This is a genomic window from uncultured Nostoc sp., from assembly GCF_964245445.1.
GTDB lineage: Bacteria > Cyanobacteriota > Cyanobacteriia > Cyanobacteriales > Nostocaceae > Nostoc.
Map to the genome: position 1 here is coordinate 1 of NZ_CAXTNE010000077.1, position 17,040 is coordinate 17,040.

Here is a 17,040-nt window from a genome sequence, read left to right on the forward strand (position 1 = left end):
GGTTATCAGTCTTGTCCGTCTCTGCTTCCTAAATATTAGACCTGAATCCTTACGAAATGTTATGTCAAATACTCTCAGCAAAAAACAAAAGTTAATTGCAATACCTACTACAAGTTAAACATAATCCCTGTATGAATACACTATCTCAAGCACAAAGCAAAACCTTATCTCAACAATTTTCTTTCACTGGAAATTCCTCTACCAATGTAATTATTGGTAATCAAAAACTCACAATCAATGATGTTGCAAGGGTAGCACGCAATGGCGCATTAGTGTCTTTAACCGATAACGCAGACGTTTTGCAGAATATTCACGCATCTTGTGATTACATTAATAATGCTGTTGAATCTGGGGAACCAATTTACGGAGTAACATCTGGCTTTGGTGGTATGGCCAATGTTGCCATATCCCGTGAACAAGCATCTGAACTCCAAACCAACTTAGTTTGGTTCCTGAAAACAGGTGCAGGTAACAAATTACCCTTGGCGGATGTACGTGCAGCTATGCTATTGCGTGCAAACTCTCACATGCACGGTGCATCTGGCATCAGGCTGGAACTTATCAAGCGCATGGAAACTTTTCTCAACGCTGGTGTTACACCGTATGTGTATGAGTTTGGCTCAATTGGTGCAAGTGGTGATTTAGTGCCACTATCCTACATTACTGGTTCACTGATAGGCTTAGATCCCAGTTTTAAGGTTGACTTCAACGGTAAAGAAATGGATGCGCCAACAGCTCTACGTCAACTGAATTTGTCACCCTTGACATTGTTGCCGAAGGAAGGCTTGGCGATGATGAACGGCACTTCAGTAATGACAGGTATTGCGGCAAACTGCGTCTACGATACTCAAATTTTAACTGCGATCGCTATGGGCGTTCACGCTCTAGATATCCAAGCTTTAAACGGAACCAATCAATCATTCCACCCATTTATCCATAATTCCAAACCACATCCTGGTCAATTATGGGCAGCAGATCAGATGATTTCTTTGCTAGCAAATTCCCAGTTAGTCCGTGATGAGTTAGATGGTAAACACGATTATCGTGATCACGAATTAATTCAGGATCGTTACTCACTCCGATGCCTTCCCCAGTATTTGGGGCCCATTGTTGATGGGATTTCCCACATTGCCAAACAAATTGAAATCGAAATCAACTCAGTGACTGATAACCCACTGATTGATGTGAATAACCAAGCTAGCTATCATGGAGGCAATTTTCTCGGACAGTACGTAGGTATGGGAATGGATCACCTGCGTTACTACATTGGGCTATTGGCTAAACACCTGGATGTGCAGATTGCCCTCCTCGCCTCACCGGAGTTTAGTAATGGACTTCCACCGTCTTTACTTGGCAACCGAGAACGTAAAGTCAATATGGGACTCAAAGGTCTGCAAATATGCGGTAACTCAATTATGCCACTGTTGACCTTCTATGGAAATTCCATCGCCGATCGCTTTCCTACCCATGCGGAACAATTTAATCAGAACATCAACAGTCAAGGATACACTTCAGCAACTCTAGCCCGCCGTTCTGTCGATATATTCCAGAATTATATGGCGATCGCACTGATGTTTGCAGTCCAAGCTGTTGACCTCCGCACATATAAAAAGACTGGTCATTACGATGCGCGTGCCTGTCTATCACCTGGAACTGAGCAGTTGTATTCGGCAGTCCGCCACGTAGTTGGACAGAAAGCAACTTCAGATCGCCCATATATTTGGAACGATAATGAGCAAGGTCTGGATGAGCATATTGCCCGGATTTCTGCTGATATCGCGGCTGGTGGTTTGATTGTGCAAGCAGTTCAAGATATCTATTAACAGTTATTAGTCAATAGTGAACAGTAAACAGTCAACAATTATCAGTTGGCTGTTTACTAATTTCATCCACTTATCGCATAAATTTTCTACATCAAGGCGATAAGTACAACAAGAGCTACAACTTAAATATTGCAACAAATTTTATGAATATTTCACAAAATGTGGAGCGTGGTTGCTGCCTTTTTCCTAACAAACCAGCGCTAATTTTTGAAGGCTTATATTTTACTTATAAACAACTGAATGAAATGGCAAATCGCTTTGCCAATGCTTTACTGGGGTTAGGGATTGAACGTGGCGATCGCATAGCATTATTATTACCAAACATTCCTGAATTTGTTATTTCCTATCTGGGGATTCTCAAAATTGGGGCGATCGCAGTTTCTATTAACCCAAGTCTGCAAAGCCATGAACTTAAGTTTATTCTCAATGACTGTGGAGCAGCTGTACTCGTAACCACAGAAACGCTGCGAGAAAAATTGCCCAAGCAGGATTTACCGCACCTGAAGCACATCTTAATTGCTGAGGGGAAAGCATCTGACGCGATCACATTGAGTGAATTCATGGCAAATGCTTCGTCTAGCGCCCGTGCTGTGGAGATGGAACGTGATGATCCGGCGGCGATTCTTTATACTTCTGGTACAACAGGTTTTCCTAAAGGCGCTACTTTATCTCATGGCAATGTGATTTCCAATATGCACTCAATGAATCACTGTTGCGAAATGCGCCCTAATGATCAAATTTTACTATTTTTACCGATGTTCCACTGTTTCGGGCAGAATGCAGTTCTCAATAGTGGACTTAATACCTGTGCAACTATCGTTTTACAGCGATCGTTCGACCCAGAAACGGTACTGACAACCATAAGCGAATATAATATTACAATCTTTTTTGGTGTTCCCACTACTTTTATTCTTTTATGCGATAAAGCATCTATCCGCGATTTGGATTCAGTGCGTTACTACTTCTCTGCTGCCGCAGGTTTGCCTGTAGAAATTGCGAAACGATGGCAAGACAAGTTTGGTAAAGTCATCAACCAAGGGTATGGTCTTACAGAAACATCACCCTTAGCTAGCTATAACCACGAATTGAGGTACAAACTGGGTTCTATTGGTTCACCAATTGAAAATGTCGAGATGAAGATTGTCAACCTTGATGATGGTTGCGAAGTTGCCCCTGGTGAACTCGGCGAAATTGTTATTCGCGGTGTCAATGTCATGCTAGGTTACTGGAATCGCCCGGCTGAAACTGCCAAAGCCATTAAGAACGGATGGTTTCACACCGGTGACATTGGTCAAATAGATGAATTGGGCTACTTTTACATCGTTGACCGCCTCAAAGATATGATCAACAACGGTGGATTAAAAGTATACCCAGCCGAAGTTGAAAATGTTATTTACCAGCATCCAGGTGTTGCAGAGGTAGCTGTCTACGGTGTACCAGATTCAGTACTAGGTGAACAGGTGAAAGCTAGTGTTGTCCTCAAACCAGACCAAGTAGTTACAGAAGAAGGAATAATTGCATTCTGTTACCAGAAACTGGCTAAATATAAAGTTCCTAGTGCCGTCGAACTTGTCTCCTCCATCCCCAAGAACCCGACTGGCAAAATACTCAAGCGGCTACTAAGACAAGAAAATTCTGCTGCACCTTCCCATAGTACTGTGGTTAGCAAAACTCAGACATCTGCGTCGGTAAATGTCTCTTACCAAACTGCCGAATTGATTGGAAACTGGATTATGGATTGGGTCGTGAGAAAATTGGCAGTAGCAGCCCAGTCAATCGACCAAAGTAAGTCATTTGCTGATTATGGATTAGATTCCGTTAGGGCTGTCAAGTTAGCCCAAGAATTGAGTGAATGGTTGGGATATCCCTTAGAAGCAACTATAGTCTGGAACTTCTCCACCATCGAATCTTTAGCACGCCACCTAGCCAGTCAAAAAATTCCCCAACCGACAGAATTAGCCAAGACAAAGCCAGAGTCTAATTTGCATACAGAAAGTCTGTTGGTGTCTGTAGAATTGCCAACAAACAAAGAAGAACTTGCCGAATCGACAGACTTAAAAGCACTCTCAGACGCGGAAATAGCTGAATTACTTACCAGAGAAATTGCCACAGTTAAACAAAGGAGATTAGTATGAGTCCTAATTCAGAGAACATAAATTACCGCTTGTTACTAGAAAATGCCATTTTAGAATTGCGGCGGATGCGGTCTGAAGTTGATACTGTTGAGCAATTACAGAAAGAACCCATCGCTATTATTGGGATGTCTTGCCGTTTACCTGGGGGTGTCAATAACCCAGAGGATTACTGGAATCTATTACATAATGGGGTAGATGCTATTAGCAAAATTCCTGCACAAAGATGGCCAGTAGATGAGTTTTATCATCCAGACCCCGATGTGTTGGGGAAAATGTACACCCAGCACGGCGGTTTTTTAAATGAGGTAGACAAGTTCGATGCTCAGTTCTTTGGCATCTCTCCCCGCGAAGCCGTCAGCCTCGACCCTCAACAGAGGCTACTTTTGGAAGTAAGCTGGGAAGCGCTAGAAAATGCTGGACAAGCACCAGAAAAGTTAAATGGCAGTCCTACAGGGGTATTTGTCGGGCTGTCTATGGACGACTACTCACAACTGAGCTTTTATGGCGATCGCACTCAAATTGATGCCTACAATACTTTAAGTATTCTCAGAAGTATGGCGGCTGGGCGTTTGGCTTACGTCTTGGGTCTGCAAGGAGCTACCATGCAGTTAGATACAGCTTGCTCGTCTTCCCTGTTAGGGGTGCATCTAGCTTGCCAAAGCCTCCGTTCTCAAGAATGTAATATGGCTTTAGCTGGCGGTGTCAACCTGATTCTTTCACCAGATCCTTCCATTGGTCTGTGTAAATTAAAAGCCTTATCTACTGATGGTCGCTGTAAAACTTTTGATGCCAGCGCCGATGGTTACGGACGTGGAGAAGGATGTGGCATAGTAGTACTCAAACGTTTATCCGATGCTTTAGCTGATGGCGATCCTATCCTGGCATTGATTCGGGGTTCAGCATACAACCATGATGGCTCTAGTAATGGTCTGACAGCCCCAAATGGTTCGGCTCAAGAAAAATTACTTCGCAAAGCCTTAGAAAATGCCAATGTCCAAGCCCATCAGATTCAATATGTGGAAACTCACGGGACTGGCACACCTTTAGGCGATCCCATCGAGGTGTTAGCCTTGGGAGCAGTATTAGGTCAAGGTCGCTCAGAAGACAATCCCCTAGCGATAGGTTCGGTAAAAACTCAGGTTGGTCATTTGGAATCAGCCGCCGGAGTTGTCGGGTTAATGAAAGTTGTGTTAGCTCTCCAGCACGCAGAGATACCACCACATTTACATTTTCAGCAACCTAATCCCTATATTCCTTGGGAAAAACTGCCGGTTGTGGTTCCAACTCAGTCCACCAAGTGGCCATTAGGGGCAGATGGACGACGACTAGCTGGGGTCAGTTCTTTTGGCATGAGTGGTACAAATGTCCATCTGATTTTGGAAGCAGCATCAGAAATTAAATCAATACAGGCAAAAACTGAGCGTCCGCTTCATCTTTTGAGTTTATCGGCGAAAACTGAATCAGCACTACATTCACTTGTCAGCCGCTACGAATCCTTTTTGGCAAGTGATAGCAAAGCAAATATAGCAGATATTTGTTTCACAGCGAATACAGGGCGATCGCATTTTGACCATCGTTTTGCTGTTGTCGCTGAATCTACTCAGGACTTACGTCAACAATTGGCGGCTTTTACAGCAGGTAAAACTCCAGGCGTGAGTGGACAATTACACAACAAAAAGCGTCCGAAAATTGCCTTTCTATTTACCGGACAGGGTTCTCAGTATATAGGTATGGGACGAGAACTCTACGAAATCCAATCGACATTCCGGCAAACTTTAGATCGTTGTGATGAAATTCTCTGTCCTTATTTAGAACAACCTTTACTATCAATTCTCTATCCTGAATCTGGGACTAGCCCTCTTAATGAGACTGCCTACACCCAACCAGCTTTATTTGCCCTAGAGTATGCAGTCTCCCAGTTATGGAAGTCTTGGGGCATAGAACCTACAGTAGTTATGGGTCATAGCTTGGGTGAGTATGTTGCCGCTTGTATAGCTGGAGTTTTTAGTCTGGAAGATGGACTAAAATTGGTTGCTGTCCGCGCTCGCCTCATGCAGTCATTACCTCAAGATGGGGCAATGGTCAATATATTCGCCTCAGAAGCGCGAGTATTGGCAGCTATTCAACCTTATGCCAATCAAGTATCGATTGCTGCCATTAACGGCCCAGAAAGTGTCGTTATTTCTGGACAACATCAAGCAGTAGAAGCTGCGGTGTCTACTCTCCAAGGCGAAGGCGTTAATAGTGTAAAGTTAAACGTTTCCCATGCCTTCCACTCTCCTTTAATGGAACCAGTGTTGGCGGAATTTGCGCGCATTGCCTCAGAAGTCAGCTTTTCATTACCTAATATCAAACTGATTTCTAATGTTACCGGCACAGTAGTGACCACAGAAATCACCAATGCGGAATATTGGGTCAGACATTTGCGCCAGTCAGTGAGATTTGCTTCTGGGATGGAAACTCTTGAGCAGCAAGGTTGCGAAATTTTTCTAGAGGTCGGGCCAAAACCAATTTTACTGGGAATGGGTCGTAAGTGTCTCCCTGAAGGAGTAGGAGTGTGGCTCCCTAGTTTGCGCCCAGGACAGTCGGATTGGCAACAGCTACTTCAAAGCTTGCAGGAGTTATACTTGCGTGGGGCATCAATCAACTGGTCTGGCTTTGATCAAGATTATCCCCGTCGTCGCCTAGTACTGCCAAATTATCCCTTCCAGCGCCAGCGTTACTGGGTTGAGACATCCCATCGCCAACAGATTTTACCCGCCAAGACTAGCAAAATTCTCCATCCTGTACTCGGTCAACGGCTAAAATTACCATTTTCTCCAGAAATTCGCTTTGAAACCCAATTTAGCCCCAATTCGCCTGCTTACCTAGAGGATCATCAACTAAATGAAGTCAGAATAGTTCCTGGTGCATCTTATATCTCGATGCTTCTATCCGCAGTTAAGGAGGCTTTCCCCAATGAATCTTGCATCATCGAAGATTTGTTGTTTCAAAATACGCTGGTTTGCCCAGATGACGGCAGTACAACTGTTCAGCTAGTTTTGACACCCCAAATAACGGAAGATATTTCCTTCCAAATTATTAGTTTCTTAGGTGGAGAAGTAGAAAACGAGGTTAACTCTTGGAAAACACACGGCACAGGAAAAGTCCGGCTGTTCTCGCCAGTACCCAATTTCGTAGATGTGGCAGAAGTCAAGGCTAGATGTTCTCAAGTTTTATCAGGAACGCAGTTTTACTCTAGTTTTCAAGCAGTTGGCTACAGTTGGGGAACTTCATTTCAATGGCTAGAAAATATTTGGCATCAGGATGGAGAAGCTGTATGTCAAATGAAACTGCCCCAATTACCAGACGAACTCGATAACTATCAACTTTATCCGGGATTAATTGATTCATGCTTGCAACTACTCAACGTTTGCTGGGATGTTAATCCTGGCGAGCAAGTCCAGAATGACTATATGTACATTCCCTTTAGCATCGGTAGCTTTAGATTCTATGGTCGTTCCCATCCTGGTCATCAACTATGGTGTCATGCTCAGAAAACACCAACATCTAATCAGCAAAGCTTAATTGGTGACGTACATCTGTTCGACCAAAATGGGCAGTTAATCGCCGAAATCATCGGTTTTGAAGTGAGGAAAGTTCGTCGGGCAACTCTGCTGCAAAGTCTGCAAAAAGATTTAGATGATTGGCTGTATGAAGTAGCTTGGCAACCAAAGGCTCGTGAGCAAAATCATCAGTTGGCACAGGCACAAGAAGGGAGTTGGCTGATATTTGCTGATAACCAAGGAACGGCGGTTAAGTTAGCAAAACTACTCAAAGAACGTGGCGATCGCACTATCTTAGTTTCTCCCGGTGCCGAATATCAAGCCGATGCAGAACATTACTACATCAATCCCTCAGAACCACAAGATTTTCAGAGGTTAATTCAAGCAAGCTTAGGTAATAACCAACCTCCTTGCCGTGGGGTAGTATACCTGTGGGGGCTGGAGCATGAAAGCATTGTTGATTTCCAAGATACCCAGGTTACTGGCTGTGGTTATGTGCTGCATTTGGTTCAAGCCTTAGCAAAATCAACTTGGTCTAAGTCTCCTCGTCTGTGGTTAGTTACCAGAGGAAGCCAGCCAGTAGAGCCAATGTCCGATTCCTTAGCCATAACTCAGGCTGCTTTGTGGGGCTTGGGACGTGTTATTCGCTTGGAACATCCAGAATTATCATGTGTGCGGTTGGATTTAGACCCAGTTGGTAATGGGAACGAAGTTGAAGAATTATTAGCAGAGTTGTGCTTCCCAGACCAAGAAGACGAAGTGGCATTTCGTCAAGGAGTGCGGAAAGTCTCCCGGTTGGTGCGTCGCCAAGCTCAAACCCCGGCGAATCAACTTGCAGTTGGTGAAGATGGGACTTATTTGATTACAGGTGGTTTAGGGGCGCTAGGGCTGCAAGTTGCCCAGTGGATAGTAGCACAAGGAGCCAAAAACTTAATTTTAACTAGCAGGCGCGGAGTTGTTGGTGATACTCAAGTAGCTATCAATCAACTACAGCAAGCAGGGGCAAAAGTTCTAGTTGTCACAGCAGATGTGTCCAACACGGAAGATGTGGCTCAGATGTTAGAGGCAATCAAAGCCAGCTATCCACCTCTACGGGGTATTTTTCACGCGGCTGGTGTTTTAGATGACGGGGTATTACTGCAACAAAATTGGAGCTGCTTTGCTAAAGTGCTTGCTCCCAAGGTGCAAGGGGCATGGAACCTGCACACATTGACCAAAGACCTACCTTTAGATTTCTTTGTCTGCTTCTCCTCGGTCGCCTCATTACTTGGTTCACCCAGCCAAGGAAACTATGCAGCCGCTAATGCCTTCATGGATGCTTTAGTTCATTATCGTCGAGGTTTGGGTTTGCCAGGTTTGAGCATTAACTGGGGGCCTTGGGCAGAAGCGGGGATGGCAGCAGATTTAGATAGTCGTAGCCAAAAGCGCATAGCTGAGAGTGGTTTTGCTACCATGTCCTCAGAATTGGGATTGCAACTACTGGGAGATTTATTGAGACAAGATGCCACCCAAGTTGGTGTGATGTCAGTCAATTGGGAGAAATTCCTCCAGCAATTCCCACCAGGAGGCGCAGCACCTTTAATTTCCGATTTAGCTCCCCAAACCCAGCCACAAGGCAATTCTGCACAATCAGCCAAACAACTTGAACTTCTGCGTCAATTAGAGGAAACTATTGCTAGCGATGGGCTGCGCCCCGCCGTAGGCGATCGCCAGAATGTTTTAATTGCTTACATTCAAAGTGAGGTTGCCCAAGTTCTCAGGTTTGAAGCAGCTTATCAACCAAATCCGCAACAGGGCTTTTTCGATATGGGGATGGACTCTCTCATGTCCATCGAGTTGAAGAACCGACTAGAAACCAGCTTAGGAAATTCTCTACCTTCGACTTTGACCTTTGAATATCCCACAATTGAATCCTTGGCTGAATATCTGCTCAACAATGTAATTTCCTTGAATGTAGCAGAGCCAGTTGTGGTGGAGCCGCAAATAGAGACTGAAGTGCAAACTGATTTGTTAATAGATATTCAGCAATATTCCGAAGATGAATTAGCAGCATTAGTTGACCAAGAATTAGAGGCTTTGCTGGGTGTCTGAAGTAATTACTTGTGAACTTGCGTAAATAACCTGCTTAACTCCGATAAGTCTACAAAAGACATTTATTTATTGTACACAGCTAAATGAGTCTGGCTTCAGACTCAATTTCTTTGTCTATTAATTACGCAATTTCTTAAAATGAGTAACACTTCAGACATCAACCAATTATCTCCATTACAACGTTCAGTTTTAGCCTTAAAAGAAATGCGTGCCAAGTTGGACGCAGTGGAGAACGCCAAGACAGAACCAATCGCCATTATTGGGATGAACTGTCGCTTTCCTGGGGGAGCCGACTACCCTGAGAAATTCTGGGAATTACTCCACAATGGGGTAGACACTATCACTGAAGTTCCGGCTGACAGATGGGACGTGGATGAATATTACAATGCAAATCCCAACACTCTGGGGAAAATTTACACCCGCTATGGTGGCTTTATTAAACAGGTAGATCAATTTGATCCTCATTTCTTTGGACTTTCCCCTCTAGAAGCAGCCAGCATGGACCCCCAACATCGGCTACTGCTGGAGGTAGGCTGGGAAGCCATCGAAAACGCCGGACAATCCCCAGAGGAATTAAACGGCAGCCAGACGGGAGTCTTTATGGGACTCTTTATGGAAGATTATTCCCGATTTAACCTATATTCCGGCGATCATAACCGCATTGATGCTTACAGCAGTTTAGGAAATGCTCGGAGTATTGCCATCGGTCGCCTAGCTTATGTCCTCGGCTTGCAAGGCCCTGTGATGCAGTTAGACACAGCTTGTTCTTCTTCATTGCTAGCAGTTCACCTGGCGTGTCAGAGCTTGCGGTCAGGTGAGTGCAATATGGCTTTAGCTGGTGGAGTCAATTTGATATTAGCACCGGAAGCCTCTATTGGTCTGAGTAGAATGAGGGCGCTGGCTCCAGATGGTCGTTGTAAGACCTTTGATGCCAAAGCCGATGGTTATGTACGTGGAGAAGGCTGCGGCATAGTCGTACTCAAGCGTTTATCAGATGCGATCGCTAACAATGATAATATCTTGGCTGTGGTGCGAGGCTCGGCAGTTAATCACGACGGTGCTAGCAGTGGTCTGACAGTACCGAATGGGCTAGCTCAAGAGAAATTGATTAATCAGGCACTCACCAACGCTAAGGTAGCACCAGAACAAATTAGTTATGTAGAAACCCACGGTACAGGCACGTCTTTGGGAGATCCCATTGAAGTGAGAGCTTTAGGCTCAGTGTTGTGTCAAGAACGTTCTCCAGAGCAACCATTGCTGATTGGTTCCGTAAAAACTCAGTTGGGTCATTTAGAATCAGCTGCGGGAGTTGCCAGTTTAATGAAAGTGGTGCTGGCTTTGCAAAACGCAGAGATACCGCCACATCTGCATTTACAACAGCCCAGTCCTCATATTCCTTGGGACAAACTTGCGGTTGCTGTGCCAACTAAGCCAACTCCATGGCCGGCAGTCAACGGGAAACGCTTGGCTGGGGTTAGTTCCTTTGGTATGAGTGGTACTAATGCCCATCTGATTATCGAAGAAGCACCAAAATTGAAATTAGAGCCGCCGAAAACTGAGCGTCCACTCCACCTGCTGAGTTTATCGGCCAAAACTGAGGCAGCACTACTAGCAATGGCTAGCCGCTATGAATCTTTTTTAACATCCCATCCAGAAACATCTTTAGCAGATATTTGTTTCACAGCTAACACCGGGCGATCGCATTTTGAACACCGTCTTGCTGTTGTCGCTGCATCTAACACAGACTTGCGCGAACAACTAACAGCTTTTGCTAGCCAAAAGCAGACCAGCACGTTAGTCAGTGGTCAAGCACAGAAAAAGCGTTCCAAAGTAGTGTTCATGTTTACAGGGCAAGGTTCTCAGTATGTGGAAATGGGACGGCAACTTTACGAAACCCAGCCGACGTTTCGTAAGACTTTAGACCGATGCGATGAGATTTTGCGTCCCTATCTTCAGCAACCTTTGTTGTCAGTACTTTACCCCACATCGGATGTTGCTTCCCCCTTGAATGAAACAGTATATACTCAACCAGCATTGTTTGCTTTAGAGTACTCCCTAGCTGAACTGTGGAAATCTTGGGGAATTGTACCAGATGCAGTCATGGGTCACAGCGTTGGTGAATATGTAGCTGCTTGCGTTGCTGGAGTGTTCAGCTTGGAAGATGGGCTGAAATTAATCGCCGAGCGGGGGCGCTTAATTCAATCTCTACCCCAAAATGGCATGATGGCGGCAGTGTTCACCAATGAAGCACGGATCAACGGCATTCTAGCTGCTTACACAGGGCAAGTGGCAATTGCCGGGATTAATGGCCCAGAAAATATCGTTATTTCTGGAGCCAGAGAAGCTGTCCAAGCCGTGCTGAAAGAATTGGCAACTCAAGGAATTAACGCCCAACCATTGCAGGTTTCTCACGCTTTCCACTCCCCTTTAATGGCTAGTATCCTCGATCCCTTTGAGCAGATAGCTAGCTCGGTGCAGTTTCAAGCGCCGCGTATTCCCCTAATCTCGAATTTGACTGGACAAATACTTAAATACCAAGAAATTCCCAATGCAACTTACTGGCGACAGCATCTAAGAGAAGGAGTAAGATTTTATGCCGGCATCAAGACGCTACAGGAACAAGGGTATGAAATCTTTGTAGAAATGGGGCCGAGTACCACATTAGTAGGCATGGGTAAAAGATTCTTACCAGAAGGTACAGGCACTTGGCTAACTTCTCTGAAAAAAGGACAACCAGACTGGTCACAATTGCTTGCTAGTTTAAGTGAGTTGTACATCAGGGGTATAAAAATCAATTGGACTGCATTTGACCAAGGTTATCAGCGTCGCCGCCTGGCACTACCAACCTACCCATTTCAACGCCAACGCTACTGGGTGGAAAACCTAACGCGAAACCTAACCCCCCAACCCCCTTCCCTACCAGAGGAGAATTCAAAACCTCTCTCCTTGCAGGAGAAAAGTCTGCCAGCTATTCCTCAAGTCAAAGCTTTGCCAAAAATTCCCTTGGCTGTACCATCGAATTGGTTTCATAGTTGGCAATGGACTCCAGAGGTGTTGAGCCAATCTCAAGATATTCCTTCAGGGGCAATTGTGATCTTTAGCGATCGCCACCAAGTAGGGGAAAATTTAGAAAAGCTGTTCGACTCTAAAAAGTACACGACATATTTTGTCACCGCAGGAAAGAGCTTTAAGCAAACAGCACAACATTTCACTATTAATCCGGCATCCGTTGAAGACTACAAACAACTGATCCAAAATATCAAAACAGACGGTGTTACAGTCACAGCAGCCGTGCATCTGTGGAACTACAGTTTGTGGGCAACATTCCCAGAACAATTGCTAGAAAATGACCGCCTGCTCAATGAACGCGTTTACAGTCTTTTGTTTTTGACACAGGCTCTAGTCAAACATTACCCAGCCTCTCCCCTCAATTTCTTAGTGGTAACTCAAGGTGCTTATCCAATATCTCCAAATGATTCCCTACACGGTGTACATCAATCTATGGCAGGTGTACTGGCACAGGTGGTGGCACAAGAAAATCCTCAGATTAAAGCAAAAGTCGTAGACTTTAACCAGGATGTCTATCTGCCAGAAAAATTAGCCGATATTTTGTTCCAGGAAATGAAGGCAGCCCCTACTGGTGAAGGTATCGTTGCTATCCGTCATGGTCAACGGTTGAGCCGTACCCTGGAAAGAATTAATGTCCCCACAGACAACGATGCTCTACCTTTGTCGGCAGGAGAAACCTGGTTGATTACTGGTGGTACCAGTGCTGTCGGGACAGAAATAGCCTTAGCTTTGGTTCGACAAGTACCCATCAATTTGGTGCTAACAGGTCGCCATCCACTCCCCCCCAAACAAGAATGGCAATCGCCTAGTCATGATGCGTCTACCCAGCAACGTATCCAGGCAATTCAGCAACTAGAACAACTCGGAGCCACAGTCATGTATCAGGCTGTGGATGTGACGGATGCCTTGGGGATGAAGCAATTAATTGAGAGCATCAAGTCCCGCTTTGGTAATCTGGATGGAGTCATCCACGCGGCGGGTGCAGTTGACCACAGCACATTTAAACTACTACAAAAACAACCTGCCTCAGTCACCAAAGTTTTAGCCCCGAAAGTCCAGGGAAGCATCATCCTTGATACTGTTACCCGTAACGAACCTCTAAAATACTTTGTGTTGTTGTCCTCGGTTTCCGCTTCCAAAGCCGAATGGGGAACCGGCATGGGCGATTATGCCGCAGCCAATACTTTTCTCGATAGTTATGCTGTCTACCGGACACAGCATGGTGGTCAGGGACGCTCTTTGGCTCTGAATTATTCCCTATGGAGCGATCGCGGTATGGGCGCTCTTTTAGGAGCATCAACTTTATTAATGGTAAAATCCAAAGGTTTAAATCCTTTGGAACCAGAGCCAGCTGCTAATGCCTTTATTCAGGCTCTATCTTTGGATGCTTCTCCTGTAATTCACATCATTGACTTAATTGCTCAAGCCACCCCAGAAATAGCACCAAAATCCTCCGCAAGCCAATCACAAACTAAATCTCGCAATCTGCGACAGCTTGTCCGAGAAGTTTTGCTGCAACATTTACGTATTCCGGAAGCACAGGTGGAAGGACACAAAACTTTCCAAGAAATGGGGTTAGATTCTGTTGGGACTGTAGAAGTTGTCCAACATTTAGGGACAACTTTAGGCGAGGAATTATTTCCGACTTTACTGTTTGAATATCAAACACCAGATGACCTGGTAGATTATTTACAAAGCAAGTACGGTTATTCTGTGAAGATTAGTACGAGCGCGATCGCTCCAGAAGAAACATCTAGCCCGGAAGCCGAAAAATCAGCGCCCCCAAATGTCGCTACCCAGGAAAAATACCAAGACGTTCCCGAACAAGACATTGCTATCATCGGCATGGCTTGTAAAATACCAGGAGCTGATAACTTAGAGCAGTACTGGGATTTACTCAATGCAGGCCGCTCTGTCATTCAAGATGTGCCTCAAGACCGTTGGTTTAACCAACACTACTTTGAAGCCAAAGGAAACTCTCCGCAAGCAAAAATATCCAAACATGGATGCTTTGTAGATAGTCCCTTCGACTTTGATCCGATGTTCTTTGGCATCTCTCCCAAGGAAGCTACGGCGATGGACCCACAACAAAGGTTGTTCCTAGAGCTTTCTATGCAGGCTCTACAACAGGCAGGCTACGGCGGCAAATATCGCCCAGATAATATCAGTGTGTTTGTTGGTTGTGGACAAAATACTTACATCGAACACTTCACCAATTATCAGTATTACGAGGAATTACGTCAGCGTTTGCAAGAGAGTTCCTGGTTTGATCACCTTCCTGCTGAAGATCGTCAGCATTTGCTCAAGACCCTCTCACAAGTACTGCAACCAAGTGAAATTCTCCCCGAGTCAGCAGCAGGTAATGAGGTCAACGAACTGGCGGCACGAGTTAGCCATTGCCTAAACCTCAAGGGGCCAAGTATGGCAGTTAGCACTGCTTGTTCTTCTTCTCTGGTGGCATTACATATTGCTTGCGAAAGTCTACGTTCCGGTCAAACTGGCATGGCAATAGTCGGCGGGGTTAATTTAAATCTCAGTCCTAGCCCCTTTACTTTTTTACGTAAGGCACAGGCTCTTTCCCTCAGTGGAACCTGCTATCCCTTTGACCGCCGTGCCAACGGCATCGTTTTAGGAGAAGGTGCAGGCGTATTAATTATCAAACCTTTAAAACAGGCTTTGGCTGACGGGGATTTGATTCATGCTGTAATTAAAGGTTCCGCAGTGAATAATGATGGTCATTCTCAAGGGATAACCGCTCCCAATCCCAAAGGTCAAGCAGAAGCCATCCGCCAAGCTTACAACAGTTGTGGCGTAGATCCCCGTACTATCTCCTACATTGAAACCCACGGTACAGGCACTCTCTTGGGTGATCCTGTAGAGGTAGAGGGGATGACACAAGCTTTCCGTAGCTTTACTGATGAAAAGGGATTCTGTACCATTGGTTCGGTTAAATCCTCCATTGGTCATTTGCTGTCTGCTTCCGGTATTGTCAGCCTGATCAAAGTGGTACTGGCCATGCAGCACGGCAAAATTCCCCAAACTGTAGGTTTTGAGGAGCCTAATCCCCATATCAATTTTGCGGACACACCTTTCACTGTGGCAGGTAAGAGTATACCCTGGTCGCCTAATGGCAACCCATTACGTGCAGGTGTGAATGGATTTGGATTTGGTGGCACCAATTGTCACGTTATTCTTGAGGAATCCCCGGTAGCAGCTAATTTACAGTCCCCGGTCACAAGTTCTTCTCCTGATTTGTTATGTCTGACTGCACGGAATCAACAAGCACTTCAAGAAGTAGCTAGACAACTACGCGAACATATCATTCATCATCCTGAACAAGAATCTTCCCAAATCTGCTTTACTCAGAATAATGCCCAGAAGGAATTACCTTACAAGGCGGCTTTAGTAGTCAATGACCGTCAACATCTGCTCAATTACTTAGACGCTATCTGTTCGGCACAAACACCAGCAGAGATCTATACAGGTCGAGCTAACCCCCAGCGCACAACACCGATTCACTTAGTATTAGATGGAACTAGTGCGATCGCTTCCGCAGAAGTAGAAACTTTAGGAAAACGTTTCCCCCAATTCCAAGTAGCTTACAATAGCGTGCGTGCCGGATTAAATGAGATGAGCGAACAGGCACATATATTTGCGGTGCAGTACGCTTGGGGACGCTTGTTGATGTCTTTGGAATTACAACCCACTAGTTTATTAGTAGAAAAAACCGGTATTCTAGTAGGAGCTACACTGCGGGGAATGTTGACACTAGAGCAGGCGATCGCTTTGCTCCTACAAATAGAAGGACAAAAAGGTCTTATTGCTCATAATTTGTCCGCAAAAGAACAGTCAGCATCAACCTGGACTTGTCCATTAGTGACTTCACAAGGAATTTTCAGCTATTCTGACACGATTTCCACGGCTCAACTGGTAGCCCTGGTGCAAGTATCTGAACAGTTAAATGTAGATGCGTGTCAAGATGTCATCTCCAAAGAAAGTGTTTATTTACACTTAAGAGATTCATTAGCTCCCAAAGAACAATTAGCAAGTTTGGATGAACTGGGAGTCTGGATATATCTAGACAAAGGACAACCAGTAGTGGGACGTGTGTTGACAAGTCTGGCCAGGTCTTATGTAGCCGGGGTGAGGTTTAATAGCATACCCTTATTTCCTCAAGGTCTACGTCGGGTGCTGCTGCCTACTTATCCTTTCGAGCATAAAACCTACAGGGCATCATTAGTTGATAGCTCTCAGGAAAATCAAGCAACCTCCATACCTGCGGCTGAATTATCACCACCACGCTCAGACAGCCAAGGTCAGTCAGATGTCAAAGTTTTGGACACCCATCCAGTAACAGTAGCCCAAACTCGACTGTTG

At 45.1% G+C, this 17,040-nt stretch carries 4 protein-coding genes; all 4 read left to right on the plus strand.

Features of this window, described 5'->3' with window-relative positions:
* Nucleotides 1–131 precede the first annotated feature (131 nt).
* On the plus strand, nt 132–1,823 hold the full coding sequence (gene hutH / locus ACFE90_RS15050) for a histidine ammonia-lyase (RefSeq protein WP_375501799.1): 1,692 nt from the start codon (nt 132–134) through the stop codon (nt 1,821–1,823).
* Nucleotides 1,824–1,966: 143 nt separating this feature from the next.
* Entirely contained in the window at nt 1,967–3,958 is a 1,992-nt protein-coding gene (locus ACFE90_RS15055) for a long-chain-fatty-acid--CoA ligase (RefSeq protein ID WP_375501801.1), read from the plus strand.
* A complete protein-coding gene (locus ACFE90_RS15060) occupies nt 3,955–9,594 on the plus strand; it encodes an SDR family NAD(P)-dependent oxidoreductase (protein WP_375501803.1) in 5,640 nt (1,879 codons plus the stop codon). Before ACFE90_RS15055 ends, ACFE90_RS15060 begins: the two co-directional genes overlap by 4 nt.
* A 138-nt stretch (nt 9,595–9,732) precedes the next feature.
* The coding region (locus ACFE90_RS15065; RefSeq protein WP_375501805.1) for an SDR family NAD(P)-dependent oxidoreductase at nt 9,733–17,040 on the plus strand (7,308 nt) is incomplete at its 3' end.